Here is a 23600-nt window from a genome sequence, read left to right as displayed (position 1 = left end):
TCTCCGGTCGGGGTTGTTCGGTCAGGCCAGTCTAGGAATCGCCATCCTTCGGCCAGCTTTCAGCGCCGGGCGCGATTCCTCATGGTTATCCCTAGGCTGCCGCCTTTCCCGTGGCCCTTCCTAGAATCCACGGCCACTCCCGCCGACCGCATGAAGCTGCTGCTGATCGAAGACAACCCGCAACTCGCGCACTGGCTTGCCAGCCTGCTGCGCGAACAGGACTTCGTGGTCGACCACGTCGCCAACGGCGAAGCCGCCGACCTGCAGCTGGCCCAGGCCGCCTACGACGTGGTGCTGCTCGACCTCAACATCCCGGGCCTGCCGGGCAAGGCGGTGCTGCGCCGGCTGCGCGAGCGCGGCGACACGGTGCCGGTGATCATCCTCACGGCCACCGCCTCGCTCGACCAGAAGGTGTTGTGCCTGGAGATCGGCGCCGACGACTACCTGGTGAAGCCCTTCGAGATCCGCGAGCTGGTGGCGCGCATCAAGGTGCTGGTGCGCCGGCAGATGCCGGGCAAGGCCAACGACATCGCCTGCGGCGACCTGCGCTACGACCTGCGCACGCGCCAGTTCGCGCTGGCCGGCGAGGAACTGGCGCTGCCGCCGCGCGAGCGCACGCTGCTCGAGACGCTGATGCTCAAGGCCGGCAGCACGGTGTCGAAGCAGGCGCTGATCGATGCCATCTTCGGCCTCGACGACGAGCCCAGCGCGGATGCGGTGGACATCTACATCCATCGGCTGCGCAAGAAGCTCGAGGCCAGCCAGGCGACCATCATCACGCTGCGCGGCGTGGGCTACCTGCTGCGCACGCGCCAGGAAGAATGAAGCGCTCCAGCCTGCGCCTGCGCCTCGCGCTGTGGCTGCTGCTGCCGCTGTCGCTGTTCGTGGCGGTCTGCGGCTGGCTCAACTGGCGCAATGCGGCGGAAGTGGCCGACTACGTGCAGGACCACGACCTGCTGTCCTCGGCCAAGGTGCTGTCCGACCGCCTGATCTGGGAGGACGACGACGTGCGGGCCAGCGTGCCGCCATCGGCGCTGAGCCTGTTCGTCTCGCCCGAGCACGACCGCGTGTTCCTCAGCGTGACGGGCGCCAACGGCGAGGTGCTGGCCGGTTCGCCCGACTTCCCGCTGCCGGCCCGGCGCAAGCCCGAGGGCGTGGACCGCGCCCAGTGGTACGACGCGGAATTCGCGGGCCTGCCGCTGCGCGCGGTCGTCACCACGCGCTCGATGTACGAGATCGGCGGCGCGCGCGACATCACCATCGCCGTGGGCAAGACCGAGCGCAGCCGCGACCACATGCTGCGCACGCTGTGGTGGCCGTCGATGGAGTACCTGCTGATCGCGCTGGCGCTGGCCATCGCGCTCGCCGTGGCCGCGCTGACGCTGGAGCTGCGGCCCATCGTGCGGCTGAGCCAGCAGCTCGCGCAGCGCGATCCCCTGCATCTCGACCTGGTGGTGGATCCCGGCGCGCTGCATACCGAGCTGCGGCCGGTGGCCGACACCATCAACCGCTTCGTCGCGCAGTTGCGCGCGCACTCGGAGGCGCAGCGGCGCTTCATCGCCGACGCGGCGCACCAGCTGCGCACGCCGCTGGCGATGCAGGCCTCGCAGATCGAGTACGCGCGCTACACGCGCCAGCACCGCGGCGAATGGGACACGCGCCGCGCCGACATGGATGCGATGTGGCTCGCGATGCAGACCAGCAATCGGCGGCTGGTCGACGTCACCAACAAGCTGCTGCTGCTCGCACAGGCCGAGCACGGCGATGCGCACACGCGGCTCGAGCGGGTCGACCTCGCGGCGGTGGCGCTGCGCTGCGTCGAGCAGCTCGCGGCACTGGCCGACCGGCGCCGCATCGACCTGGGACTGGAAGCGCCCGGCACGGCGTTCGTGCGGGCGCAGCCGGCGCTGCTCGATGCGCTGGTCACCAACCTGCTCGACAACGCGTTGCGCTACACGCACGAGGGCGGCCGGGTGACGCTGGGCGTGGGCGTAGGTGAGGCCGCGGACGCGGTCGTGCTGAGCGTGGAGGACAACGGTCCGGGCATCCCCGCCGAGGCACGCGAGCGCGTGTTCGAGCGCTTCTACCGGGTGGCGCAGGACAGCGAGGGAACGGGGCTGGGGCTGGCCATCGTGCGCGAGATCGCGCGGGCCTTCGATGCCGACGTGGACCTGGCGGCCAACCCGCGCGAGGCGAGCGGGCTGCTGGTCACGGTGCGTTTTCCGCCAGCGGGGCCGGCGGAAAACGCGGGGTAGGCCTCAGAGGCCGGCGGCAGCGCGCAGGGCCGCGGCCTGCGTGGTCGCTTCCCAGGTGAACTCGGGCTCCTCGCGGCCGAAGTGGCCGTAGGCCGCGGTCTTCTGGTAGATCGGGCGCAGCAGGTCGAGCATCTGGATGATGCCCTTCGGACGCAGGTCGAAGTGCTCGCGCACGAGCTCGGCGATCTTCTCGTCGGGGATCACGCCGGTGCCTTCGGTGTAGACCGTGATGTTCATCGGCTGGGCCACGCCGATGGCGTAGGCCACCTGGATCTGGCACTGGCGCGCCAGGCCGGCGGCCACGATGTTCTTGGCCACGTAGCGCGCGGCATAGGCGGCCGAGCGGTCGACCTTCGACGGGTCCTTGCCCGAGAACGCGCCGCCGCCGTGCGGGCAGGCGCCGCCGTAGGTGTCGACGATGATCTTGCGGCCCGTGAGGCCGCAGTCGCCCTGCGGGCCGCCGATGACGAAGCGGCCGGTCGGGTTGATCAGGTAGCGCGTGTTCTGCAGCCATTCCTTGGGCAGCACGGGCTTGATGATCTCCTCGATGATGGCTTCGTTGAACGAGGCCTTCATCTTGGTCGGCGTCTCGCTCTGGTCGGGGCTGTGCTGGGTCGAGAGCACCACGGTGTCGATGCTGTGCGGCTTGCCGTCGACATAGCGCATCGTCACCTGGCTCTTGGCGTCGGGGCGCAGGAAGGGCAGGCGGCCGTCCTTGCGCAGCTGGGCCTGGCGCTCGACCAGGCGGTGCGCGTAGTAGATCGGCGCGGGCATCAGCTCGGGCGTCTCGTCGCAGGCGTAGCCGAACATCAGGCCCTGGTCGCCGGCGCCGGTGTTCAGGTGGTCGTCCGATGCGTGGTCGACGCCCTGGGCGATATCGTTGGACTGCTTGTCGTAGCAGACCATGACCGCGCAGCCCTTGTAGTCGATGCCGTAGTCGGTGTTGTCGTAGCCGATGCGCTTGATGGTGTCGCGCGCGACCTGGATGTAGTCGACGTGCGCGTTGGTCGTGATCTCGCCGGCGAGCACCACGAGGCCGGTGTTGGTCAGCGTCTCGGCGGCCACGCGGCTGCGCGGGTCCTGCTCGAAGATCGCGTCCAGGATGGCGTCCGAGATCTGGTCGGCCACCTTGTCGGGGTGGCCTTCGGAGACGGATTCGGAAGTGAAGAGGAAGTCGTTCGCCATTTGTTCAAAGCTCCTTGAAGTGGTTTGGCGCGTTGCCAACTCTGCGGAGCCCTGGCGAACGCTTTAGCAGATTGCCGATGAGCCATCGGCGGGCACAATCGCCATGCGGCGCCTGTGCTTGTCGCCCTGCAAGTTGTTCCGTAACTCGGCGACAATTTCGATTCTATTCGAGCCGCGCCAAACCGTGCGCGCGCGTCCTTGACCCCATTCCCGACCTGTCCATGATCGCTCTCTTCCGATTGCTCGCCCGCGTACCGATGCCCGTGATGCATTGGTTCGGCGCGGGGCTCGGATGGCTGGTATGGGCCCTCGCGCCCGGCTACCGAAGGCGCTTCCGGGCCAATGCGCAGAGCGCGGGCTTCGGGCCCGGCGCCTATCGCCCGGCCATCGCCGCGGCCGGCAAGATGGCCTCCGAGCTGCCCTGGTTGTGGCTGCGTCCCCATGGCGAGACGGTGCTGCCGCGCGTGCTGCGCTGGGAGGGCGTCGAGGCCTTCGAGGCCGCGCTGCAGGCGAAGAAGGGCGTGATCCTGGTCGCGCCCCACCTGGGCAGCTGGGAGATGTGCGGCCAGGCGATCGGCGAACGCTTCCACGAGCGTTACGGACCCATCACCGCGCTGTTCCGTCCCGCGCGCAAGAAGTGGATGGCCGAGTTGATCGCCGCCGGCTCGCGCGACCGGCCCGGGCTGCAGACCCTGCCGACCAGCATCACCGGCGTGCGCGGCCTGATGCGCACGCTGCGCAACGGCGGCTACACAGGCATCCTGCCCGACCAGGTGCCGCCGCTGGGGCAGGGCGTGTGGGCGCCGTTCCTCGGCCGGCCCGCCTACACCATGAGCCTGCTGCCGCGGCTCGCGCAGCAGACCGGCGCGGCCTGCTTCCTCAGCGTGTGCGAGCGGCTGCCGCGCGGCGCGGGCTACGTGATCCGCTTCGAGCCGATCGTGGGCACCGCGCTGACCGATCCGAAGGCGCCGCTCGAGGACGCGGCCGCCGCGATGAACGAGGCCATCGGCCGGCTGATCCGCAGCCTGCCGGGCCAGTACGTGTGGGACTACGCGCGCTACAAGCAGCCGAAGGCCGATGCGCCCGAGATGGCCGAAGTCGGGGGGGCGGCACGATGAGCCTGGGTTCCCGTCTGGGCATCGGCTTCATGCGCGCGATCGCGCCGCTGCCGCTGCCGCTGGTGCGCGGCTTCGGCGCCTTCCTGGGCCGCGTGCTGCACACGCTCGCGCTGCCGCGCCGGCGCGTGGTCGACACCAACCTCGCGGTCTGCTTCCCCGAGAAGTCCGAGGCCGAGCGGCGCGCGATCGCGAAGCAGAGCTTCGTCTACGTGGCGCAGTCGTGGCTCGACCGCAGCTGGCTCTGGCATGCGCCCGAGAAGGTGGTGGCGAGCCGGCTGAAGATCGTGGGCGCGGCGCCGGAGATCCGCGAGATCGCCGAGGGCAGCGCGCCCATGATCCTGTTCGCGCCGCACTTCTACGGTCTCGACGCCGCGGCCACCGCGCTCACGATGCACACGGCGCGGCCCTCGGCCACCATCTACACGACCCAGCGCGATCCGATGGTCGATGCCTGGATCCGCGAGGGCCGCACGCGCTTCGGCGACGTGGCGGCGCTCAACCGGGTCGACGGCATCAAGCCGGTGCTCGCGGGGCTGCGCAAGGGCGGGCTCCTGTACCTGCTGCCCGACATGGACTTCGGCCGCGACCAGACCATCTTCGTGCCCTTCTACGGCGTGCAGGCGGCCACCGTGCCCTCGCTCTCGCGCTTCGCGCGGCTGGGCAAGGCGAAGGTGGTGCCGATCGTCGCGAAGCTCACGCGCGGCGGCTACGAGATCGAGGTGCTCGAGACCTGGCGGAACTTCCCGACCGACGACGTCGAGGCCGACACCGCGCTGATGAACACGCGGCTGCAGGGCTACATCGATCCGATGCCGGCCCAGTACTACTGGGTGCACCGGCGCTTCAAGACCCGCCCCGAGGGCGACCCTCCTATTTACTGAGGAAGGCCTCGATCTCGCCCGCCACGAGCCGCGGCTGCTCGTGCACGATCCAGTGGGTGGCGCCCGGCACCTTCTTGACCACCAGATCGGGCACGTACTCGTCGAGCCCCTCGAGGAGGCCCGGCAGCAGCGCGGCATCGTCGAGCGCCCAGAACACGAAGGTCGGGACGTTCACCACCAGCCGCTCGCGCGGCAGCACCGGAATGCCGTCGACGGTCTGGCCCGGCAGCGGCGGCTTCATCGGCGTCACGCGGTAGAGGTTGCAGGCACCGGTGAGGCCCGCGCTCCAGACCTCGCGGTACTGCTGCTTCACTTCCTCGGTGAGCCAGCCGAAGCCGTCGGGCCCGGCCTTCATCAGCAGGAAGAAGGGCCACATGCGCTTGAAGTCGTCGGCCGCGAGCAGGGCCTCGGCATCGGGCCGCGCGAGGAAGTTCATGTAGGCGCTGGCCTGCTGCTGCGCCGGGCTGTTGCGCAGCTCGCGCGTGAAGGTGCCGGGGTGCGGCGAGTTGATGATCACCAGCTTGCCGACCTGCTGCGGGAAGGCGTTGGCATAGCCCCAGCCGAAGGCGCCGCCCCAGTCGTGCGCGACCAGCGCGGCCATGGTGCCGTCCTTGCTCTCGGTGGCCACCAGTTGCTGGATGTCCTGGATCAGCAGGTGCGCCTTGTATTCGGCCACGTCGGTGGGCGCGCTCGACTTCTCGAAGCCGCGCAGGTTCGGTGCGACGCAGCGGTAGCCGCCATGCGCGGGATCGGCGAAATGGGCGAGCAGTTCGTCCCAGATGAACGCGGCCTCGGGAAAGCCGTGCAGGAACACCATCAGCGGGCGGCCGGGTTCGCCGGCGGCGCGGCAGCTCAGGGTGGTGCCGTTGGGCAGGCTTCGTTGGAAGGTCTCGATCATGCGTCTGTCTCCTCTTTGCTATCGTTTCAATAGTGAATTAGGCAGAAGGGACGGCCGCTGCAGCCGGGTCTGCCTCAGGACTCTTCGGGCGGCTCGGGCTCGGCGGCTGGCTCGTCCGTATGGACCCAGCGCGACAGCAGCTCCGCCGCCTCGCCCACGCCCTGCTTCTTCAGCGCCGAGAACAGTTTGACCTCGCCGCCGCCGGCCTGCAGTCGCACGATGGACAGCACCTTCGCGCCCTCGGAGCGCGTGAGCTTGTCGGCCTTGGTCAGCAGCACCAGGAACTTGAGGCCCTGCTCGACGCGCGGGCGGATCACCTCGAGCAGGATCTCGTCGAGCTCGGTCAGGCCGTGGCGCGGATCGCACATCAGCACCACGCCGCGCAGGTTCTCGCGCGTCATCAGGTAGTTGCCCATCACGCGCTGCCAGCGCAGCTTGGCCTCGCGCGGCACGGCCGCGTAGCCGTAGCCGGGCAGGTCGGCGAGCACCGCGTCGTCGACCTTCTGCCGGCCGATGCCGAACAGGTTGATGTGCTGCGTGCGCCCGGGCGTCTTCGAGGCGAAGGCCAGCCGCGTCTGCTGCGTGAGCGTGTTGATGGCGGTGGACTTGCCGGCGTTGGAGCGGCCGACGAAGGCGATCTCGGGCAGGTCGAAGGGCGGCAGGTGCTCGAGCTGCGGGGCACTGGTCAGGAAGTGCGCGGTGTGCAGCCAGCCCAGCGCGGCACGTTCGCGTTCGGCGGTCTGGGGGTCTTGGGCGGGGGCCGCGCGGGAAGGAAATGCGGTGCTCTTGCGCGACGGCGTGGTCATCAATGGGCTTTCGGAACGGGGCGCCATTGTAGAATCGCGGGGTTTTGCGCCAATAAATTCGAGCCCCCGATATGAAGTTGTTTGCCAATTTTCTGCTTGCGGCCCTCGTGGGGATCGCTGGTACCGCAGTCAGCACTGGTGCTTTTGCCGAGGAGACGGCAGCCGCACCGACCACACCGGTCAAGGCCAAGCCCGACCCGGCCAAGGGCGACACCATCTTCAATGCCACCCCGGCCAACAGCCAGAGCTGCGCCTCCTGCCACAACGCGGACGGCAACTCGGCGATCCCGGCCAACCCCAAGCTGGCGCAGCAGCACCCCGAATACATCCTCAAGCAGCTCGAGGACTTCAAGTCCGGCAAGCGCAAGAGCGCGATCATGAAGCCGCTGGCCTCGGCGCTGTCCGAGGAGGACATGCGCAACATCGCCTGGTTCGTCGGCTCCAAGAAGATCAAGCCCGGCTTCTCGAAGGACAAGGACACGATCGCCCTGGGCGAGCGGATCTACCGCGGCGGCATCGCCGACCGCCAGATCCCGGCCTGCGCCGGCTGCCACAGCCCGAACGGCGCCGGCATGCCCGCGCAGTACCCGCGCCTGGGCGGCCAGCACGCCGACTACACGGCGGCCCAGCTCACGGCCTTCCGCGGCGACGGCACCACGGTGCGCGCCAACAACGCCGTGATGACCGGCGTGGCCGCCAAGCTCAACGACCGCGAAATCAAGGCCGTGGCCGACTACATCGCCGGTCTGCGTTGATCCCGCACGCGCGAGCGTGAACTAACCGCCGAGAACAACCCCAAAACAGGGCGGGCCGATCCAGCAGGATGGCCCGCCCTTTTGCGTTTCGCTTCTTCCGGACGCCTTTTCTTCTCTCTTCTCTAGCAACCGATGTCAGTTTCCACTCACGGCCTTCGCGTCCATCGCGGCCCGCAAGCGCTTCGCGCGGCGGTGGAACTGCTGTCGTCGATGCGCTTCGCGATCGCGCTGCTCACGATCATCTGCATCGCCTCGATCATCGGCACCGTGCTCAAGCAGCACGAGCCGATCAACAACTACATCAACCAGTTCGGGCCGTTCTGGGCCGAGGTGTTCCGCGCCGCGCGGCTCGACTCGATCTACAGCGCCTGGTGGTTCCTGCTGATCCTGCTGTTCCTGGTGATCAGCACCACGCTGTGCATCGTGCGCAACACGCCGCGCATCGTGGTCGAGCTGCGCACCTTCAAGGAAGACATCCGCACCCAGAGCCTCAAGGCCTTCGGCCAGCGCGCGCAGACGCAGCTCGGCGAAACGCCCGACATGGCGGCCAACCGCATCGGCCAGCTGCTCGTGAGCGGCGGCTGGAAGGTCAAGCTGCAGCAGCGCGAAGCCACGGGCGACGGCAAGACGCCGGCCGGCTGGATGGTCGCCGCGCGAGCCGGCGGCGCCCACAAGCTCGGCTACATCGCGGCGCACAGCGCGATCGTGCTGGTGTGCATCGGCGGCCTGCTCGACGGCGACCTGGTGGTGCGCGCGCAGACCTGGTTCAACGGCAAGAGCGTGTTCACCGGCGGCGGCATGATCGCCGACGTGCCGCCGCAGCACCGGCTCTCGGCCAGCAACCCGACCTTCCGCGGCAACATCCTGGTGCCCGAGGGCGGGCAGGGCAGCGTGGCGATCCTCAACCAGGCCGACGGTGTGCTGCTGCAGGAGCTGCCGTTCTCGATCGAGCTCAAGAAATTCATCGTCGACTACTACTCGACCGGCATGCCCAAGCTGTTCGCGAGCGAGGTGGTGCTGCACGACCGCGAGACCGGCGAGCAGGTGCCCGCGCGCATCGAGGTCAACCACCCGGCCAGCTACAAGGGCGTGGAGATCTACCAGTCGAGCTTCGACGACGGCGGCTCGACGGTGAAGCTCAAGGCGGTGCCGATGGCGGCCGCGGCCAAGCCCTTCGAGGTCGAGGGCGTGATCGGCGGACCGAGCAGCGAGATCACCAACGGCAAGGAGAAGCTGACGCTGGAGTTTGCCGCGCTGCGCGTGATCAACGTCGAGAACTTCGCCGACGGCGGCGCCATGGGCAGCGGCGCCGACGTGCGCAAGGTCGACCTGCGCCACGACATCGAGTCGCGCCTGGGCGCGGCCAACAAGACCAACAAGCCCAAGGTGCTGCGCAACATCGGCCCGAGCATCGGCTACAAGCTGCGCGACGCGGCCGGCCAGGCGCGCGAGTACCAGAACTACATGGTGCCGGTCGACACCGGCGACGGCCAGCCGGTGTTCCTGCTGGGCATGCGCGAGAAGCCCGAGGAACCGTTCCGCTACCTGCGCGTGCCGGCCGACGAGCAGGGCTCGATGGACGGCTTCGTGCGCATGCGCGCCGCGCTCGAGGACCCGGCCACGCGCGCGCGCGCCATCGAGCGCTACATCGCCAAGGCCAGCGATCCGAAGCGCCCCGAGATGGCCGACCAGCTGCGGGTGTCGGCCACGCGCGCGCTGGCGCTGTTCGCGGGCAGCGAGCCCGCGCGCGCCGATGCCGCTTCCGCGGGCGGCTGGCAGGCGATCGCCGAGTTCATGGAGAGCAATGTGCCCGAGGCCGAGCGCGAGCGCGCGGGCGCGGTGCTGGTGCGCATCCTCAACGACGTGCTGTACGAGGTGCTGAACCTCAGCCGCGAAGGCGCGGGCCTCGCGGCGCTGCCGGGCGACGAGAAGTCGCAGGCCTTCCTCACGCAGGCGGTGATCGCGCTGAGCGACGCCCACTTCTACCCGGCCCCGGTCGCGATGATGATGACCGACTTCACCCAGGTGCAGGCCAGCGTGTTCCAGGTGGCGCGCGCCCCCGGCAAGAACGTCGTCTATCTGGGCTGTCTGTTGCTGATCGTCGGGATTTTTGCCATGCTGTACGTGCGCGAGCGTCGGCTCTGGGTGTGGCTGACACCCGCCGGCGCCGCCGGAGACAACACCACCGAGACCGCCGCGACGATGGCGTTCTCGGTCAATCGCAAGACCATCGACAGCGATCGGGAGTTCGAGCATCTCAAGCACAAGCTGCTCGCCCTGAAGAAAGAAGAGCCAGCCTCACCATGAACACCACCACCCTCACGCTCAACGAAAGCTGGCTCTCGCGGCGCAACCTGTTCGACTGGGTGTTCGCGGCGCTGGTGCTCGCGGGCGGCCTGTTCGCCTTCGCGCGCCACGCGGGCTCGATGGACTCCTACGAGAAGCCGATCCTGGTGGGCGCGCTGCTGTGCGTGATCGCCATGGGCTGGTTCTGGCGCCCGCTGCGGGTGCTGGCGATCGTGGTCGCGGCAGCCTCGCTGCTGGCCATCGCGTCCTACCAGGGCGACCTGGCGCGGGCCGACACCGTGTTCTGGCTCAAGTACTTCCTCTCGAGCCAGTCGGCCATCCTCTGGATGAGCGTGCTGTTCTTCATGAGCACGCTGTTCTACTGGCTGGGCTTCTTCGGCGGCAAGCAGGGCGATGCGCTCGAGGCGATCGGCTCGCGGCTGGCCTGGGCCGCCATCACCATGGCGCTGATCGGCACCATGGTGCGCTGGTACGAAAGCCACCAGCTCGGCCCCGACATCGGCCACATCCCGGTCAGCAACCTCTACGAGGTGTTCGTGCTGTTCTGCTGGCTCACGGCCGCGTTCTACCTCTACTACGAGGAGCACTACCGCACGCGCGCGCTCGGCGCCTTCGTGATGCTGGTGGTCAGCGCGGCGGTCGGCTTCCTGCTCTGGTACACGCTGGTGCGCCAGGCGCACGAGATCCAGCCGCTGGTGCCCGCGTTGCAGAGCTGGTGGATGAAGCTGCACGTGCCCGCCAACTTCATCGGCTACGGCACTTTCTCGCTCGCGGCCATGGTGGCCTTCGCCTACCTGGTGAAGGAGCAGGCGGGCGAGACCCGCTGGTACAAGCTCACGCCGATCTGGCTGCTGGGCATGGCGCTGTGCTTCGTGCCGGTGGCGTTCCGCCAGCGCGTGCAGGAAGCCGGCGGCAGCTACTGGGTGGCCTATGCGGCGATCTCGGCGCTGATCGCGGCCGGCATCCTGCTGGGGCGCAAGCGCATCGCGGCGCGCCTGCCGGCCAACGAGGTGCTCGACGACGTCATGTACAAGTCGATCGCGGTCGGCTTCGCCTTCTTCACCATCGCCACCGTGCTGGGCGCGCTGTGGGCCGCCGATGCCTGGGGCGGCTACTGGAGCTGGGACCCGAAGGAGACCTGGGCGCTGATCGTCTGGCTCAACTACGCGGCCTGGCTGCACATGCGCCTGGTCAAGGGCCTGCGCGGCACCGTGGCGGCCTGGTGGGCGCTCGCGGGGCTGGCGGTCACGACCTTCGCCTTCCTCGGCGTCAACATGTTCCTGAGCGGCCTGCACAGCTACGGCACGCTGTAGACACGCGCGAACGGGCTTTCGCGAAGAATTGAAACCGCGCGCCCCGCGTGCGCGTAACCGAATCGGGGGTGGCCACGAACTACCTTCCGAACACAACGATTCCAGCGAAAGGCCCGTCATGTCGTTCCATTCCCGTCCGTCGCGCCGCAACAGCGGCTTCATCCATCCGCGCTCCAGCGAGATCACGCCGCGCGCCCTCTATGAAGGGCGGCGCGACCTGCTCAAGCTGATGGCGGGCGGCGCGGCCGGTGCCGCGCTGGCCTCCTTCGCGGGCCGCGAGGCGCTGGCGCAGACGGCGCGGCCGAACAAGCTCGAGGCGCTGCCGGGCGCGAAATCCGCAGTGCCCGGTGCGCAGACGATGGAGAAGCTCACCGACTACAAGGACGCGACGAGCTACAACAACTTCTACGAGTTCGGCACCGACAAGGGCGACCCGGTCAAGAACGCCGGCACGCTCAAGACCCGGCCCTGGACCGTCGAGGTCGAGGGGCTGGTGAAGAAGCCCGGCAAGTACACGATCGAGGACCTGCTCAAGCTCAGCGCGCAGGAAGAACGCATCTACCGGCTGCGCTGCGTCGAGGGCTGGTCGATGGTGATCCCGTGGGTCGGCTATTCGCTGGCCGAACTCATCAAGAAGGTCGAGCCGCAGGGGAACGCCAGGTTCATCGAGTTCGTGACCCTGGCCGATCCCAAGACCATGCCCTTCGTCGGCTCGCGCGTGCTCGACTGGCCCTACACCGAGGGCCTGCGCATGGACGAGGCGATGCACCCGCTCACGCTGCTGGCCTTCGGCATGTACGGCGAGGTGCTGCCGAACCAGAACGGCGCGCCGGTGCGGCTTGTGGTGCCGTGGAAGTACGGCTTCAAGTCGGCCAAGTCGATCGTGAAGATCCGCTTCGTCGAGAAGGAGCCGAGCACGGCCTGGAACAAGGCGGCGGCGCAGGAGTACGGCTTCTATTCGAATGTGAACCCGAACGTCGACCATCCGCGCTGGAGCCAGGCGACCGAGCGCCGCATCGGCGACGGCGGCGGCCTGTTCGCCAAGCGCAACAAGACGCTGCTGTTCAACGGCTACGAAGCGCAGGTCGGCCAGCTCTATGCGGGCATGGACCTGAAGAAGAACTACTGAGGCGGGCGCGCACCCCCGCAACCCGCGGGGGCGCGACCCGGACGCCATGAACAAGCTGCTGCTGCATCCCGCCGCCAAGCCCTTCGTCTTCGTGCTGTGCCTGCTGCCGTTCGCGTGGCTGGCCTACGGCGTGGTGGTCGACCAGCTGGGCCCCAATCCCCAGGAGTACCTGATCCGCGCGACCGGCGACTGGACCCTGCGCTTCCTGTGCATCGTGCTGGCGGTCACGCCGCTGCGCGTGACGACCAAGTGGAACGGCCTCGCGCGCTTGCGCCGCATGCTGGGTCTCTACGCCTACTTCTACGTCGTGCTGCACCTGCTGTGCTACGCGTGGTTCGACATGGGGTTCGACTGGGGCGAGATCGCGAAGGACATCGCCAAGCGGCCGTTCATCCTCGTGGGCTTCTCGGCCTTCGTGCTGCTGACGCCGCTGGCGCTGACCTCGTTCAACCGCGCGATCAAGGCCATGGGCGCGAAGCGCTGGCAGCTGCTGCACAAGCTGGTCTACCTGATCGCGGGGCTGGGCCTGCTGCACTTCTTCTGGATGCGCGCGGGCAAGAACAACTTCGCCGAGGTGTTCGTCTACGCGGCGATCATCGGCGTGCTGCTGGCCTGGCGCGCCTGGCGCTGGCTGCGCGGCCGCAAGGCCGGCGTGCCTGCGGCGTAAGCCGGCGCGCGGGCGCGGCCGTCGAACTAGCCGCGGCCCGGCTCAGCCCCTGGCAGCCTGCAGCTCGGCCTGCAGCTGGTCTTCCATCGTCTCGCGCCGGCGGATCAGCGTGGCCGCCGCGCCGCTCACGAGCACCTCGGCCGCGCGCGCGCGGGTGTTGTAGTTGCTCGCCATGCTCATGCAATAGGCGCCGGCCGAGAGCACGCCCAGCAGGTCGCCGGCCACCACGTTGAGCTCGCGGTCGCGGCCGATCCAGTCGCCGCTTTCGCAGACCGGGCCCACCACGTCGTAGGTGGCGCCTGCGCCGGCGCGCTCGCGCAGCGGCACGATGCGGTGGAAGGCCTGGTACATCGCGGGACGCGGCAGGTCGTTCATGGCCGCGTCGACGATGCAGAAGTTCTTGTCCTCGCCGGGCTTGGTGTAGAGCACCTCGGTCAGGCACACGCCCGCATTGCCGACCAGCGAGCGGCCCGGCTCGATCACCAGCTTGCGCTGGCCGAAGCCGCGCGCGTCGAGCCGTGCGAGCAACTGCTGCCACAGCGCATCGGCCTGCGGCGGCGTGTCGCCGTTGTAGTCGATGCCCAGGCCGCCGCCGAAGTCCAGGTGGTGGATGGGAATGCCCGCGGCCTCGATCGCCTCGACCAGGTCGAGCACGCGCTCGACGGCGTCGAAGTAGGGCGAGGCGTCGGTGATCTGCGAGCCGATGTGGCAGTCGATGCCGACCACCTCGAGACCCGGCAGGCTGGCCGCATGGCGATAGGCCTGCACCGCGCGGTCGTGCGCGATGCCGAACTTGTTGCCCTTGAGGCCGGTGGAGATGTAGGGATGGGTCTTGGGGTCGACGTTGGGATTGATGCGGATGCTGATCGGCGCGCGCGCCTTCTCGGCCTGCGCGACCTCGTTGAGCACGTCGAGTTCGGCCTCGCTTTCGACGTTGAAGCAGGCGATGCCGGCCGCGAGCGCCTGTCGCATCTCGGCGCGGGTCTTGCCGACGCCCGAGAAGATGATCTTCTTCGGATCGGCGCCGACCGCGAGCACGCGCGCGAGTTCGCCGCCCGAGACAATGTCGAAGCCGCAGCCGGCCTCGGCGAACACGCGCAGCACGCCGAGCGAGGAGTTGGCCTTCATCGCGTAGCAGACCAGCGCGTCGCGGCCCTCGAAGCCGCGCTGGTAGGCGGCCAGGGCGTCGAGCATCCACTGCTTCGAGTAGACGAACAAAGGCGTGCCATGCTCGCGCGCGAGCGCGTCGAGCGACACGCCTTCGACCTGGAGCGCGCCGTCGCGCTGCGCGATGTGGGGATGGCCAGGCAGGGGAAGGGTGCTCATCGGGCGGCTCCGCTGCTGGCGGTGGCGGGCTTCGGCGCGGCCTGGCCAGCGCCGGAAGACGGGGTGGCATCGCTGGTGCCGCCGGGCATGCTGGGCGTCAGCAGGTCGGGCAGCGTGGCGCGCTGCGAGGCGGCCGGATCGGTCGGCAGGTAGAGGGCACCGCGTTGTCCGCAGGCGGCCAGGCCGAGGGTGGCGGCGACGAGGCAGACCATGAGCGCAGTGCGGCCGCGGGCGCTCACTAGAATTTGGTGGACATTCAACATAACGAAATTGTAATGACGGACTCCGAATACATGGACCGCGCCGAAGCCGCGCTGGCAGCGATCGAGCAGGGCTGCGATCGCATCAACGACGCCACGGACGCCGACATCGACAACCAGCGCGTGGGCGGCATGATCACGATTTCGTTTCCCAACGGCAGCCAGCTGATCGTGAACCTGCAGAAGCCGCTGCAGGAGATCTGGCTCGCGGCGCGCTCGGGCGGCTACCACTACCGCTTCGACGGCCGGGCCTGGATCGACACCAAGAGCGGCGAGGAGTTCTTCGGCAACCTCTCGCGCGAGGCGACGCTGCAGGCGGGACAGTCGCTGAGCTTCGCCGCGGGCTGAGGCCCGCGGCTCGGACTCAGTTGCGGAACAGGTCGAGGATGCGGCTGCGCTCCTCGGGCGGTGCCGGCGGACTCACCGGCGCGCCGCTCAGCGATTCGGCCGGCGCCGCCGGTGCCGTATCGACACCCAGGCTGGCCACGCCGCGGCCCGGCGCATAGTCGTCGTAGTACCACTCGCCGCCCACGTTCACCACGCCGGAAGGCGGCGCCGTCGAGAGGTCGGTGACCGGCGTGCCCTTGATGGCCGTTTCCATGAAGTTGATCCAGATCGGCAGGCTCAGGCCGCCGCCGGTCTCGCGGTCGCCGAGGTTGCGAGGCGTGTCGTAGCCGATCCACGAGATCGCGGTCATGGTCGGCTGGAAGCCCGCGAACCAGGCATCGAGCGAGTCGTTGGTGGTGCCGGTCTTGCCGTAGAGGTCGGGCCGCTTGAGCATCGCCTGGGCCTTGGCCGCGGTGCCGGCGCGCGCCACCGACTGCAGCAGGCTGTCCATGATGAAGGCGTTGCGCTGCGGGATGGCGCGCAGCGCCTCGTTGAGCAGCGGCGGCTGCTTGTCGACCAGCAGCTTGTCCTTGTGGTCGGTGATGCGCGTCACGAGGTAGGGATTGACGCGGTAGCCGCCGTTGGCGAACACCGAATAGCCCACCGCCATCTGCATCGGCGTGACCGAGCCCGCGCCGAGCGCCATCGGCAGGTAGGCCGGGTGCTTCTCGCGCTCGAAGCCGAAGTTGGTGATCCAGTCCTGCGCGTAGCGCGTGCCGATCGACTGCAGGATGCGGATCGAGACCAGGTTCTTCGACTTCATCAGCGCGGTGCGCATCGACATCGGGCCGTCGTAGCCGCCGCCGTAGTTCTTGGGCTCCCAGGGCTGGCCGCCGGTGGTGCCGGCATCGAAGAACAGCGGGCCGTCGTTGATCACGGTGGCGGGCGTGAAGCCCTTCTCGAGCGCGGCCGAATAGATGAAGGGCTTGAAGCTCGAACCGGGCTGGCGCCAGGCCTGCGTGACGTGGTTGAACTTGTTCTTGCCGAAGTCGAAGCCGCCGACCAGCGCCTTGATCGCGCCGTCGCGCGGGTCCATGGCGACGAAGGCGCCCTCGACCTCGGGCAGCTGGGTGATCTCCCAGGTGTTCTTGGGCGTCTTCACCACGCGGATCACCGCGCCGCGGCGGATCTTGATGTTGGGTGGTGCCTTGTCGGAAAGGCCCGACTGCGCGGGCTTGAGGCCTTCGCCCGTGATCTGCACCGCGTCGCCGTTGCCGCGCACCGCGTCGATCTGCTTGGCCGTGGCCTTGAGCACCACGGCGGCCATCACGTCACCGTTGTCGGGATGGTCGCTGAGCGCGTCGTCCACCGCTTCGTCGAGATCCTTGGCGTCGTTCGGCAGCTCGACGAACTTCTCGGGGCCGCGGTAGATCTGGCGGCGCTCGTAATCCATGATGCCCTTGCGCAGCGCCTTGTAGGCGGCGGCCTGGTCGGCCGCCACGAGCGAGGTGTAGACCTTGAGGCCGCGCGTGTAGGTGCTGTCGCCGTACTGCGCGTACATCAGCTGGCGCACCGTCTCGGCCACGTACTCGGCATGCAGCCGGTTCGGGTCGGCGGCATCGCGCAGGTGCAGTTCTTCCTTCTTGGCGGCCGCGGCCTGCTCGGCGGTGATGAAGCCTGCTTCCTGCATGCGGTCGATCACGTAGAACTGCCGGCCGCGCGCGCGCTGCGGGTTGTTCACCGGGTTGTTCGCGCCGGGTGCCTTGGGCAGGCCGGCCAGCATCGCGGCCTGGGCGATGGTGAGCTCGGACAGCGGCTTGCCGAAGTAGGCCTCGGAGGCGGCGGCGAAGCCGTAGGCGCGGTTGCCGAGGTAGATCTGGTTCAGGTAGATCTCGAAGATCTGGTCCTTGCTCAGCAGGTGCTCGAGCTTGAAGGTCAGCAACACCTCGTAGATCTTGCGCGTGAGCGTCTTCTCGGAACTCAGGTAGACGTTGCGCGCCACCTGCATGGTGATGGTGGAGGCGCCCTGGCTCTTCACGCGGTTCATGTTCGCGAGGCCGGCGCGAATCATGCCCTTGTAGTCGACGCCGCCATGGTCGTAGAAGCGCGCGTCCTCGGCCGCCAGCACGGCGTCCTTCACCACCTTGGGAATGGCGGAGATCGGCGTCAGGTTGCGGCGCTCCTCGCCGAATTCGCCGATCTGGATGCCTTCGGCCGAGAACACGCGCAGTGGCAGCTTGGGCCGGTAGTCGGAGAGCTCGGAGATGTCGGGCAGGTTCGGATAGGCGACCGCCAGCGCCACCGCGACCACGCAGATCACCGACAGCACGCCGGCCGCGGCGATGCCCAGGCCCCAGAACACGAAGCGCAGCAGCCATTTGAGCCAGGCGGGCCGGGTGGAGGCGGGTGGGGTGTTGGCTGGGCGCTTGGAGTTTGGCGTTGGCCGTGTGTTTTCTTGCATGGAGGGCCCGAGAGTCACCGCGCATTATAAAAAGCCACCCCCTCGGCGGGCCCTCTTGTTTGCCAGGGTCCCAAGTCCTAATCCGAAAGTTACAAAGCGAGGCTTTAACGTCAGGTTTTGGCAACGATCGGGCCTGCCGTCCCGATGCGCCCCTTGGATGGCGTCGGGCGTGCTGCTAGCATGCAACCGAATTCAATTTTTTCCATTGGTTACAAATGCAGGGGAAGAGGGACAGAACTTGGCTGCTCTTGGAACATTGTTTCGTCGTCAGAACGCCCCCCTGCTCGGGCTGGATGTCAGTTCGTCCAGCGTCAAGCTGGTCGAGCTCGGCCGTGAAGCCAGCGGCAAGCTGATCCTGGAACGCTGCGCCATCGAGCCGCTCGAGCGCGGCTGGATCACCGATGGCAACGTCGAGAAGTTCGACGAAGTCGCCGAGGCCGTGCGCCGCGTGGTGCGCAAGAGCGGCACCCGCACCCGCAATGTGGCGCTGGCGCTGCCGCCCTCGGCGGTGATCACCAAGAAGATCATTCTTCCGGGCGGTATGAGCGAGCAGGAGCTCGAGATCCAGGTCGAATCGGAAGCAAATCAATACATTCCTTTCTCGCTCGATGAAGTGAGTCTCGATTTCTGCGTGACCGGGCCGAGCCTGAGCTCGGCGGGCGACGTCGAAGTGCTGATCGCCGCCTCGCGCAAGGAAAAGGTGCAGGACCGCGAAGGCTTGGCCGAAGCGGCGGGCCTCAAGGCCATGATCCTGGACGTCGAGTCCTATGCCTCGCGCCTCGCCACCGCGCGCCTGATCGAGCAGTTGCCGGGCAAGGGCCAGGATGCGATCGTCGCCCTGTTCGAGGTCGGCGCCTTCACCACCAGCATGCAGGTGCTGCGCAACCAGGAAGTGCTGTACGACCGCGACCAGGCCTTCGGCGGCGCCCAGCTGACCCAGATGATCGTGCGCCAGTACGGCTTCTCGGCCGAGGAGGCCGAGGCCAAGAAGCGCAGCGGCGACCTGCCCGACGACTATGGCTCGGGCGTCCTCAAGCCCTTCGTCGAGAGCATTGCCCAGGAAATCGCGCGCGCGCTGCAGTTCTTCTTCACCAGCACGCCGCACAACCGCGTCGACTACGTGATGCTGGCCGGCGGCTCGGCCTCGCTGCCGGGCCTGAGCAACGCGGTGACGCGGCAGACCTCCTTCGCCTGCTCGCTCGTGAATCCCTTCGACGGCATGGAGCTCGGTTCGAACATCCGCGAGAAGAAGGTCCGGCGCGAAGCGCCTTCCTACCTGACCTCCTGCGGCCTGGCCATGCGGAGGTTCCTGCAGTGATCCTGATCAATCTGCTCCCTCACCGCGAGGCTGCGCGCAAGCGCCGGCGCGAGGCCTTCTTCGGCACCCTGGCCGGCGCCGCGCTGCTCGGCGGCCTGATCGCCTGCCTGGGCTACCTCTGGTTCGAGGCCCAGATCTCGGCCCAGCAGTCGAAGAACCGCTTCCTGCAGGGCGAGATCAAGAAGCTCGAGGTCGAGATCAAGGAGATCTCGACCCTGCAGGACGAGATCGCGGCGCTGCGCGCGCGCCAGCAGGCCGTCGAGGACCTGCAGGGCGACCGCAACCTGCCGGTGCATCTGCTCAACGAACTGGTGCGGCAACTGCCCGACGGCGTCTACTTGTCGAACATGAAGCAGGACAACCAGACCGTCACGCTGCAGGGCATGGCGCAATCGAACGAGCGCGTGTCGGAGCTGCTGCGCAACCTCGGCAACAACAGCCCCTGGCTGGTGAAGCCGGAGCTGGTCGAAATCACTTCCGCCACCGTGAGCCTGAGCGCGAACCAGCGCGACCAGCGTCGGGTGGCGAACTTCACCATGCGCATCGGCCTCAAGCGGCCGACCGATGCGCAGAAGGCGGCGGCCGACAAGGCGCTGGCCGCCGCGGCGCAGTCCAAGGGCTAGGCGATCATGGCAAGCACCCGCTCCTCTCCCAAGGTCGATGTCGGCGCCGCGATGCGCCGCTTCGGCGACCAGTTCCGTGGCCTGAACACCAACGACCCCGCGAGCTGGCCTTCCGTGCCGCGCTATGCGCTGTGCCTGGGGCTGACCGTCGTCGTGGTGGTGGCCCTGTGGTTCGTCTGGCTCACGAATTCGAACGACGAGCTCGAATCGGAGCGCGGCAAGGAAGTCGCGCTCAAGGCCGACTATCAGAAGAAGGTGGCCCAGGCGGCCAATCTCGACCTGCTGAAGAAGCAGCGCGAGCAGGTGCAGCAGTACGTCACGCTGCTCGAGAAGCAGTTGCCGAGCAAGGCCGAGATGGATGCGCTGCTGTCGGACATCAACCAGGCCGGGCTCGGTCGCAGCCTGCAGTTCGAGCTGTTCCGTCCGGGCCAGGTCGTGGTGAAGGACTACTACGCCGAATTGCCGATCGCGGTGCGCGTCACCGGCCGTTATCACGACATGGGTGCGTTCGCGGCCGATATCGCGAGCCTCTCGCGCATCGTCACGCTCAACAACCTAAGCGTGACGCCGCAGAAGGACAAGGACGTGCTGACGATGGATGCGACCGCGCGCACCTATCGTTATCTCGACGAGGAAGAACGGTTGGCTCAGAAACGCGCCGCGGCGCCGAAGGGCGCGAAGAAATGAAGGCGATAGTCAAGCTGTCGTGGCTGGCGGTGGCTGCCTTGGGATTGAGTGCCTGCGGCGATTCTGACCAGGAAGATCTGCAGCGTTGGATGGTCGAGCAGCGCGCGCAGGTCAAGCCGAGGGTTCCGCCGATCGCGGAGCCGAAAAGATTCACGCCGCAGGCCTATACGGAGGCCTCCTCGTTCGAACCCTTCAGCATGCAGAAGCTCACACAGGCACTGCGCCGTGAATCGAACCAGCCGGGCAATTCCGATCTGATCGCTCCCGAACTCGCGCGTCGCAAGGAGGCTCTCGAGGCTTTCCCGCTCGATTCCATGGCGATGGTCGGCAGCATGAATCGCAACGGTCAGCCCGTGGCGCTGGTGAAGGTTGACAACCTGCTTTACAAAGTGCGTGTCGGCGAGTACATGGGCCTCAATTACGGCCGCATCACGCGGATCAACGAAAGCGAAGTCGCCCTGCGCGAAATCGTGCAGGACGCGGCTGGCGAATGGATCGAACGCGCAGCATCGCTGCAGTTGCAAGAGAAGGCGAAATGAACCTAGAAAAATCGAAGATGGCGCGGCGGCTGCGAAGCGTCGCCCTGGGACTGCTGGCATGGGGCGCGTTCGCCGTGGCCCAGGCGCAGAACGCCATCGAGGCGGTGACCAGTTCGACGCAGTCGGGCGCGGAGGTGATCCGCATCGATCTGGCGCAACCGCTCACCGCGGTACCGAATGGGTTCGCAGTCCAGACGCCCGCGCGCATCGCGCTCGATTTTCCCGGTGTCACGAATGCCATCGGGCGTTCCGCGATCGAGATGAATCAGGGCAACCTGCGTTCGGTCAATGTGGTGCAGGCCGGTGAGCGCAGTCGCGTGGTGCTGAACCTCAAGCAGGCGACTGCGTACAAGACCGAGATCCAGGGCAAGTCACTGCTGGTGACGCTCGAACCCGCGGCGGGTGTGGCGCTCGCGACACCGGTTTCCGCGACCTTCGCCGAGAACCGGAATCGCGACACCCTGCCGCTGCGCGACGTCGATTTCCGTCTAGGCTCGGACAACACCGGCCGCGTCATCATTGATCTGGCCAACAACCAGGTGGGCGTGGATCTGCGTCAGCAAGGCAAGAGCCTGGTGGCGGAGTTCACCAAGTCCACGTTGCCCGAGGGTCTGCGCCGCCGGCTCGACGTGGCCGACTTCAATACGCCGGTACAGGCTATCACGGCCCAACAAGCCGGTGATCGTGTGCGACTGACGATCGAATCCAAGGGTGACTGGGAGCACAGCGCCTACCAGAGCGACAACCAGTTCGTGGTGGAAGTCCGCGCGCGCAAGGTCGATCCGACCAAGCTGACGCAAGGCACCGGTTACACGGGCGAGAAGCTCTCGCTCAACTTCCAGAACATCGAGATCCGTTCGCTGCTGCAGGTGATCGCCGACTTCACGAACTTCAACATCGTGACTTCCGATTCGGTGACGGGTGCGTTGACTCTGCGATTGAAGGACGTGCCCTGGGACCAGGCACTCGACATCATCATGCAAGCGAAGAACCTCGGCATGCGCAAGAATGGCAGCGTGCTGTGGATCGCGCCGAAGGACGAGATCAATGCCAAGGAAAAGCTCGAGTTCGAGGCCAAGGCCACGATCGAAAACCTTGAACCCTTGCGGACGCAGTCGTTCCAGTTGAACTACACCAAGGCGATCGCTATAGCGCAAGGTTTGACTGGCACCGGGTCATCTGGGGGCGGAGGAAGTTCGGGAACTGCCACTCGTATTCTCAGTCCGCGTGGCAGTGTCATTGCCGAGGCGCGCACCAACCAATTGTTCGTCTCTGATATCCCTTCGCGCTTGGCGCAAGTGGCAGAACTCATCCAGAAGCTTGACGTGCCCGTGCGTCAGGTACTGATCGAGGCGCGAATCGTTGAGGCGACTGATACCTTCGGCAAGTCGCTCGGGGCTCGGTTAGGTGGTGGCATTGCCAATGAGCGGGTCGCTTCCGTCAACGGTAATCGTGCTTTCGGGACCATTGGCGCCATGCCTCTGTCCGGCACGGGGTCTGGTTCCGGTGGCAACAGCGGTGGCGCCACCACGACCACTTGGACCAATTCGAACTTCGTGAATCTGCCGGCCAGCGATCCGACAGGCAATGGCTCTTCGCCCGGCACCTTCGCCATCTCGCTGTTCAACTCCAGCTTCTCCCGCATGCTGAACCTCGAGATCTCGGCGCTCGAAGCCGACGGCAAGGGCAAGCTGGTCTCCAGCCCCCGCGTCATCACGGCCGACCAGACGAAGGCCCTGATCGAGCAGGGCGAGGAAATCCCCTACCAGCAGGCGACCTCGAGCGGCGCCACCTCGATCTCGTTCCGCAAGGCCGTGCTCAAGCTCGAAGTCACGCCCCAGATCACGCCCGAGGGCAACATCATCCTGACGCTCGACGTGAGCAAGGATGCCCGGGGTATCAACACCACGGCCGGTCCGGCCATCAACACCAAGCACGTCCAGACCGAGGTGCTGGTCGAAAACGGCGGCACGGTCGTCATCGGTGGTATCTTCGAGCTCAACGAATCCAATGACGAGTCGCGCGTGCCGGTGCTGGGTGAAGTGCCCTATCTGGGGGCGCTGTTCCGCACACGCACTCGCATTGCGAACAAGACCGAAATGCTCGTCTTTATCACCCCGAAGATGATTACCGACCGCAACGCCGCGCGCTGACGCGCGGGCGTAGCAGCCACGGCGTGGCCGTCGCACTCGTCGGATTGCCCGGCGCCGGAAAGTCCGCGGTGGGCCGGCGGCTGGGGCAGCGTCTCGACCTTCCCTTCGTCGACACCGACCACGAGATCGAGCAGCGCATCGGCTGCTCGATCCGCGACTACTTCGAGCGCGAAGGCGAAGCCGCCTTCCGCGACCTCGAGCAGCAGGTGATCGCCGAGCTGGCTGCTGGCGCGCACGGCGTGCTGGCCACCGGGGGAGGCGCGGTGCTGCGCGAGGCCAACCGCCGGCAACTGCGCGGTCATTTCCACGTGATCTACCTGCGGTCCTCGCCCGAGGACCTGTTCCGGCGGCTGCGCCACGACGTCAAGCGCCCGCTGTTGCAGGTGGCCGATCCGCTGGGCCGGCTGCGCGAGCTGCACGACGCGCGCGATCCCTTCTACCGCGAGACGGCCCACGACGTGGTCGACACCGGCCGTCCCACGGTCGCGACGCTCGTGAATATCATCGTGATGCAGCTCGAGCTGGCGGGCATCGTGTCGCCCGGCGCGCATCCCGAGGGGCCCGAGCCGACCGTGTCTTCGGACTGAGCCCG

General features: G+C 67.6%; 22 protein-coding genes. 16 read left to right on the top strand and 6 right to left on the bottom strand.

From position 1 onward, the window contains the following. Positions 1–150: 150 nt before the first annotated feature. Both ACEN9J_RS14050 and ACEN9J_RS14045 read left to right on the top strand, forming a co-directional pair. The gene (locus ACEN9J_RS14050; RefSeq protein WP_261209761.1) at positions 151–825 is read left to right on the top strand and encodes a response regulator transcription factor; all 675 of its coding nucleotides are present in this window, start codon (positions 151–153) and stop codon (positions 823–825) included. Continuing rightward, the gene (locus ACEN9J_RS14045) at positions 822–2255 is read left to right on the top strand and encodes a sensor histidine kinase (protein WP_261209763.1); all 1434 of its coding nucleotides are present in this window, start codon (positions 822–824) and stop codon (positions 2253–2255) included. The genes ACEN9J_RS14050 and ACEN9J_RS14045 overlap by 4 nt, the downstream gene beginning before the upstream one ends. A gap of 3 nt (positions 2256–2258) precedes the next feature. On the opposite strand, the gene metK is transcribed toward ACEN9J_RS14045, so the two are convergent. Further along, positions 2259–3440 (bottom strand): methionine adenosyltransferase, encoded by a 1182-nt coding sequence (gene metK / locus ACEN9J_RS14040; RefSeq protein WP_093352062.1) that lies wholly within the window; start codon positions 3438–3440, stop codon positions 2259–2261. 221 nt (positions 3441–3661) lie between these two features. On the opposite strand from metK, the gene ACEN9J_RS14035 reads away from it, so the two are divergent. Together ACEN9J_RS14035 and ACEN9J_RS14030 are read left to right on the top strand one after the other, a co-directional pair. After that, positions 3662–4558 (top strand): lysophospholipid acyltransferase family protein, encoded by an 897-nt coding sequence (locus tag ACEN9J_RS14035; protein WP_261209767.1) that lies wholly within the window; start codon positions 3662–3664, stop codon positions 4556–4558. Further along, on the top strand, positions 4555–5439 hold the full coding sequence (locus ACEN9J_RS14030; RefSeq protein WP_296741162.1) for a lipid A biosynthesis acyltransferase: 885 nt from the start codon (positions 4555–4557) through the stop codon (positions 5437–5439). The genes ACEN9J_RS14035 and ACEN9J_RS14030 overlap by 4 nt, the downstream gene beginning before the upstream one ends. Here the strand turns inward: ACEN9J_RS14030 and ACEN9J_RS14025 are convergent. After that, complete coding sequence (locus ACEN9J_RS14025; protein WP_413764373.1) at positions 5429–6337, bottom strand: alpha/beta fold hydrolase; 909 nt, start codon at positions 6335–6337, stop codon at positions 5429–5431. The genes ACEN9J_RS14030 and ACEN9J_RS14025 overlap by 11 nt on opposite strands. A 74-nt stretch (positions 6338–6411) precedes the next feature. Continuing rightward, positions 6412–7143 (bottom strand): ribosome biogenesis GTP-binding protein YihA/YsxC, encoded by a 732-nt coding sequence (yihA, locus tag ACEN9J_RS14020; protein WP_261209772.1) that lies wholly within the window; start codon positions 7141–7143, stop codon positions 6412–6414. Between the two features lie 71 nt (positions 7144–7214). Between yihA and ACEN9J_RS14015 the strand changes: the two genes are divergently transcribed. From ACEN9J_RS14015 to ACEN9J_RS13995, 5 genes are all read left to right on the top strand, one after another. Next, positions 7215–7898 carry a c-type cytochrome gene (locus tag ACEN9J_RS14015; RefSeq protein ID WP_261209774.1) on the top strand — a complete coding sequence of 228 codons (684 nt, stop codon included), beginning with the start codon at positions 7215–7217 and terminating at the stop codon, positions 7896–7898. 132 nt (positions 7899–8030) lie between these two features. After that, entirely contained in the window at positions 8031–10205 is a 2175-nt protein-coding gene (locus ACEN9J_RS14010) for a cytochrome c biogenesis protein ResB (protein WP_261209776.1), read from the top strand. Continuing rightward, a complete protein-coding gene (ccsB, locus tag ACEN9J_RS14005) occupies positions 10202–11518 on the top strand; it encodes a c-type cytochrome biogenesis protein CcsB (RefSeq protein ID WP_261209778.1) in 1317 nt (438 codons plus the stop codon). The genes ACEN9J_RS14010 and ccsB overlap by 4 nt, the downstream gene beginning before the upstream one ends. Positions 11519–11636: 118 nt before the next feature. Then, on the top strand, positions 11637–12647 hold the full coding sequence (gene msrP, locus ACEN9J_RS14000) for a protein-methionine-sulfoxide reductase catalytic subunit MsrP (protein ID WP_413764371.1): 1011 nt from the start codon (positions 11637–11639) through the stop codon (positions 12645–12647). Between the two features lie 46 nt (positions 12648–12693). After that, positions 12694–13314, top strand: coding sequence for a sulfite oxidase heme-binding subunit YedZ (locus ACEN9J_RS13995; RefSeq protein WP_413764370.1), 621 nt, complete (start codon positions 12694–12696; stop codon positions 13312–13314). Between the two features lie 42 nt (positions 13315–13356). On the opposite strand, the gene lysA is transcribed toward ACEN9J_RS13995, so the two are convergent. Both lysA and lptM read right to left on the bottom strand, forming a co-directional pair. Beyond that, positions 13357–14640, bottom strand: coding sequence for a diaminopimelate decarboxylase (gene lysA / locus ACEN9J_RS13990; protein ID WP_413764369.1), 1284 nt, complete (start codon positions 14638–14640; stop codon positions 13357–13359). Then, positions 14637–14852, bottom strand: coding sequence for an LPS translocon maturation chaperone LptM (gene lptM / locus ACEN9J_RS13985; protein WP_296741184.1), 216 nt, complete (start codon positions 14850–14852; stop codon positions 14637–14639). Before lptM ends, lysA begins: the two co-directional genes overlap by 4 nt. 63 nt (positions 14853–14915) lie before the next feature. Between lptM and cyaY the strand changes: the two genes are divergently transcribed. Next, the gene (gene cyaY, locus ACEN9J_RS13980; protein ID WP_261209787.1) at positions 14916–15248 is read left to right on the top strand and encodes an iron donor protein CyaY; all 333 of its coding nucleotides are present in this window, start codon (positions 14916–14918) and stop codon (positions 15246–15248) included. Positions 15249–15264: 16 nt separating this feature from the next. On the opposite strand, the gene ACEN9J_RS13975 is transcribed toward cyaY, so the two are convergent. Beyond that, positions 15265–17688: a penicillin-binding protein 1A gene (locus tag ACEN9J_RS13975; protein WP_261209789.1), complete on the bottom strand. Its 2424-nt coding sequence runs from the start codon at positions 17686–17688 to the stop codon at positions 15265–15267. Positions 17689–17926: 238 nt separating this feature from the next. On the opposite strand from ACEN9J_RS13975, the gene ACEN9J_RS13970 reads away from it, so the two are divergent. The 6 genes from ACEN9J_RS13970 to ACEN9J_RS13945 are packed head-to-tail and all read left to right on the top strand — an operon-like array spanning position 17927 to position 23595. Further along, positions 17927–19006 carry a pilus assembly protein PilM gene (locus ACEN9J_RS13970; RefSeq protein ID WP_057596021.1) on the top strand — a complete coding sequence of 360 codons (1080 nt, stop codon included), beginning with the start codon at positions 17927–17929 and terminating at the stop codon, positions 19004–19006. Further along, on the top strand, positions 19003–19629 hold the full coding sequence (locus ACEN9J_RS13965; RefSeq protein ID WP_261209794.1) for a PilN domain-containing protein: 627 nt from the start codon (positions 19003–19005) through the stop codon (positions 19627–19629). The genes ACEN9J_RS13970 and ACEN9J_RS13965 overlap by 4 nt, the downstream gene beginning before the upstream one ends. A 6-nt stretch (positions 19630–19635) precedes the next feature. Continuing rightward, positions 19636–20316 carry a type 4a pilus biogenesis protein PilO gene (locus ACEN9J_RS13960; RefSeq protein ID WP_296741194.1) on the top strand — a complete coding sequence of 227 codons (681 nt, stop codon included), beginning with the start codon at positions 19636–19638 and terminating at the stop codon, positions 20314–20316. After that, positions 20313–20855 carry a pilus assembly protein PilP gene (locus tag ACEN9J_RS13955; RefSeq protein WP_413764368.1) on the top strand — a complete coding sequence of 181 codons (543 nt, stop codon included), beginning with the start codon at positions 20313–20315 and terminating at the stop codon, positions 20853–20855. The genes ACEN9J_RS13960 and ACEN9J_RS13955 overlap by 4 nt, the downstream gene beginning before the upstream one ends. Beyond that, positions 20852–23008, top strand: coding sequence for a type IV pilus secretin PilQ (gene pilQ / locus ACEN9J_RS13950; protein WP_413764367.1), 2157 nt, complete (start codon positions 20852–20854; stop codon positions 23006–23008). Before ACEN9J_RS13955 ends, pilQ begins: the two co-directional genes overlap by 4 nt. A 23-nt stretch (positions 23009–23031) precedes the next feature. Beyond that, on the top strand, positions 23032–23595 hold the full coding sequence (locus tag ACEN9J_RS13945; RefSeq protein ID WP_261209802.1) for a shikimate kinase: 564 nt from the start codon (positions 23032–23034) through the stop codon (positions 23593–23595). Positions 23596–23600: the final 5 nt, after the last annotated feature.

It is taken from the genome of Variovorax sp. Varisp41 (assembly GCF_047325085.1).
In the GTDB taxonomy this organism is placed as follows: Bacteria; Pseudomonadota; Gammaproteobacteria; order Burkholderiales; family Burkholderiaceae_C; genus Variovorax.
Note: the sequence above shows the minus strand (reverse complement) of the source record. Positions and strands in the feature narration are given on the sequence as shown.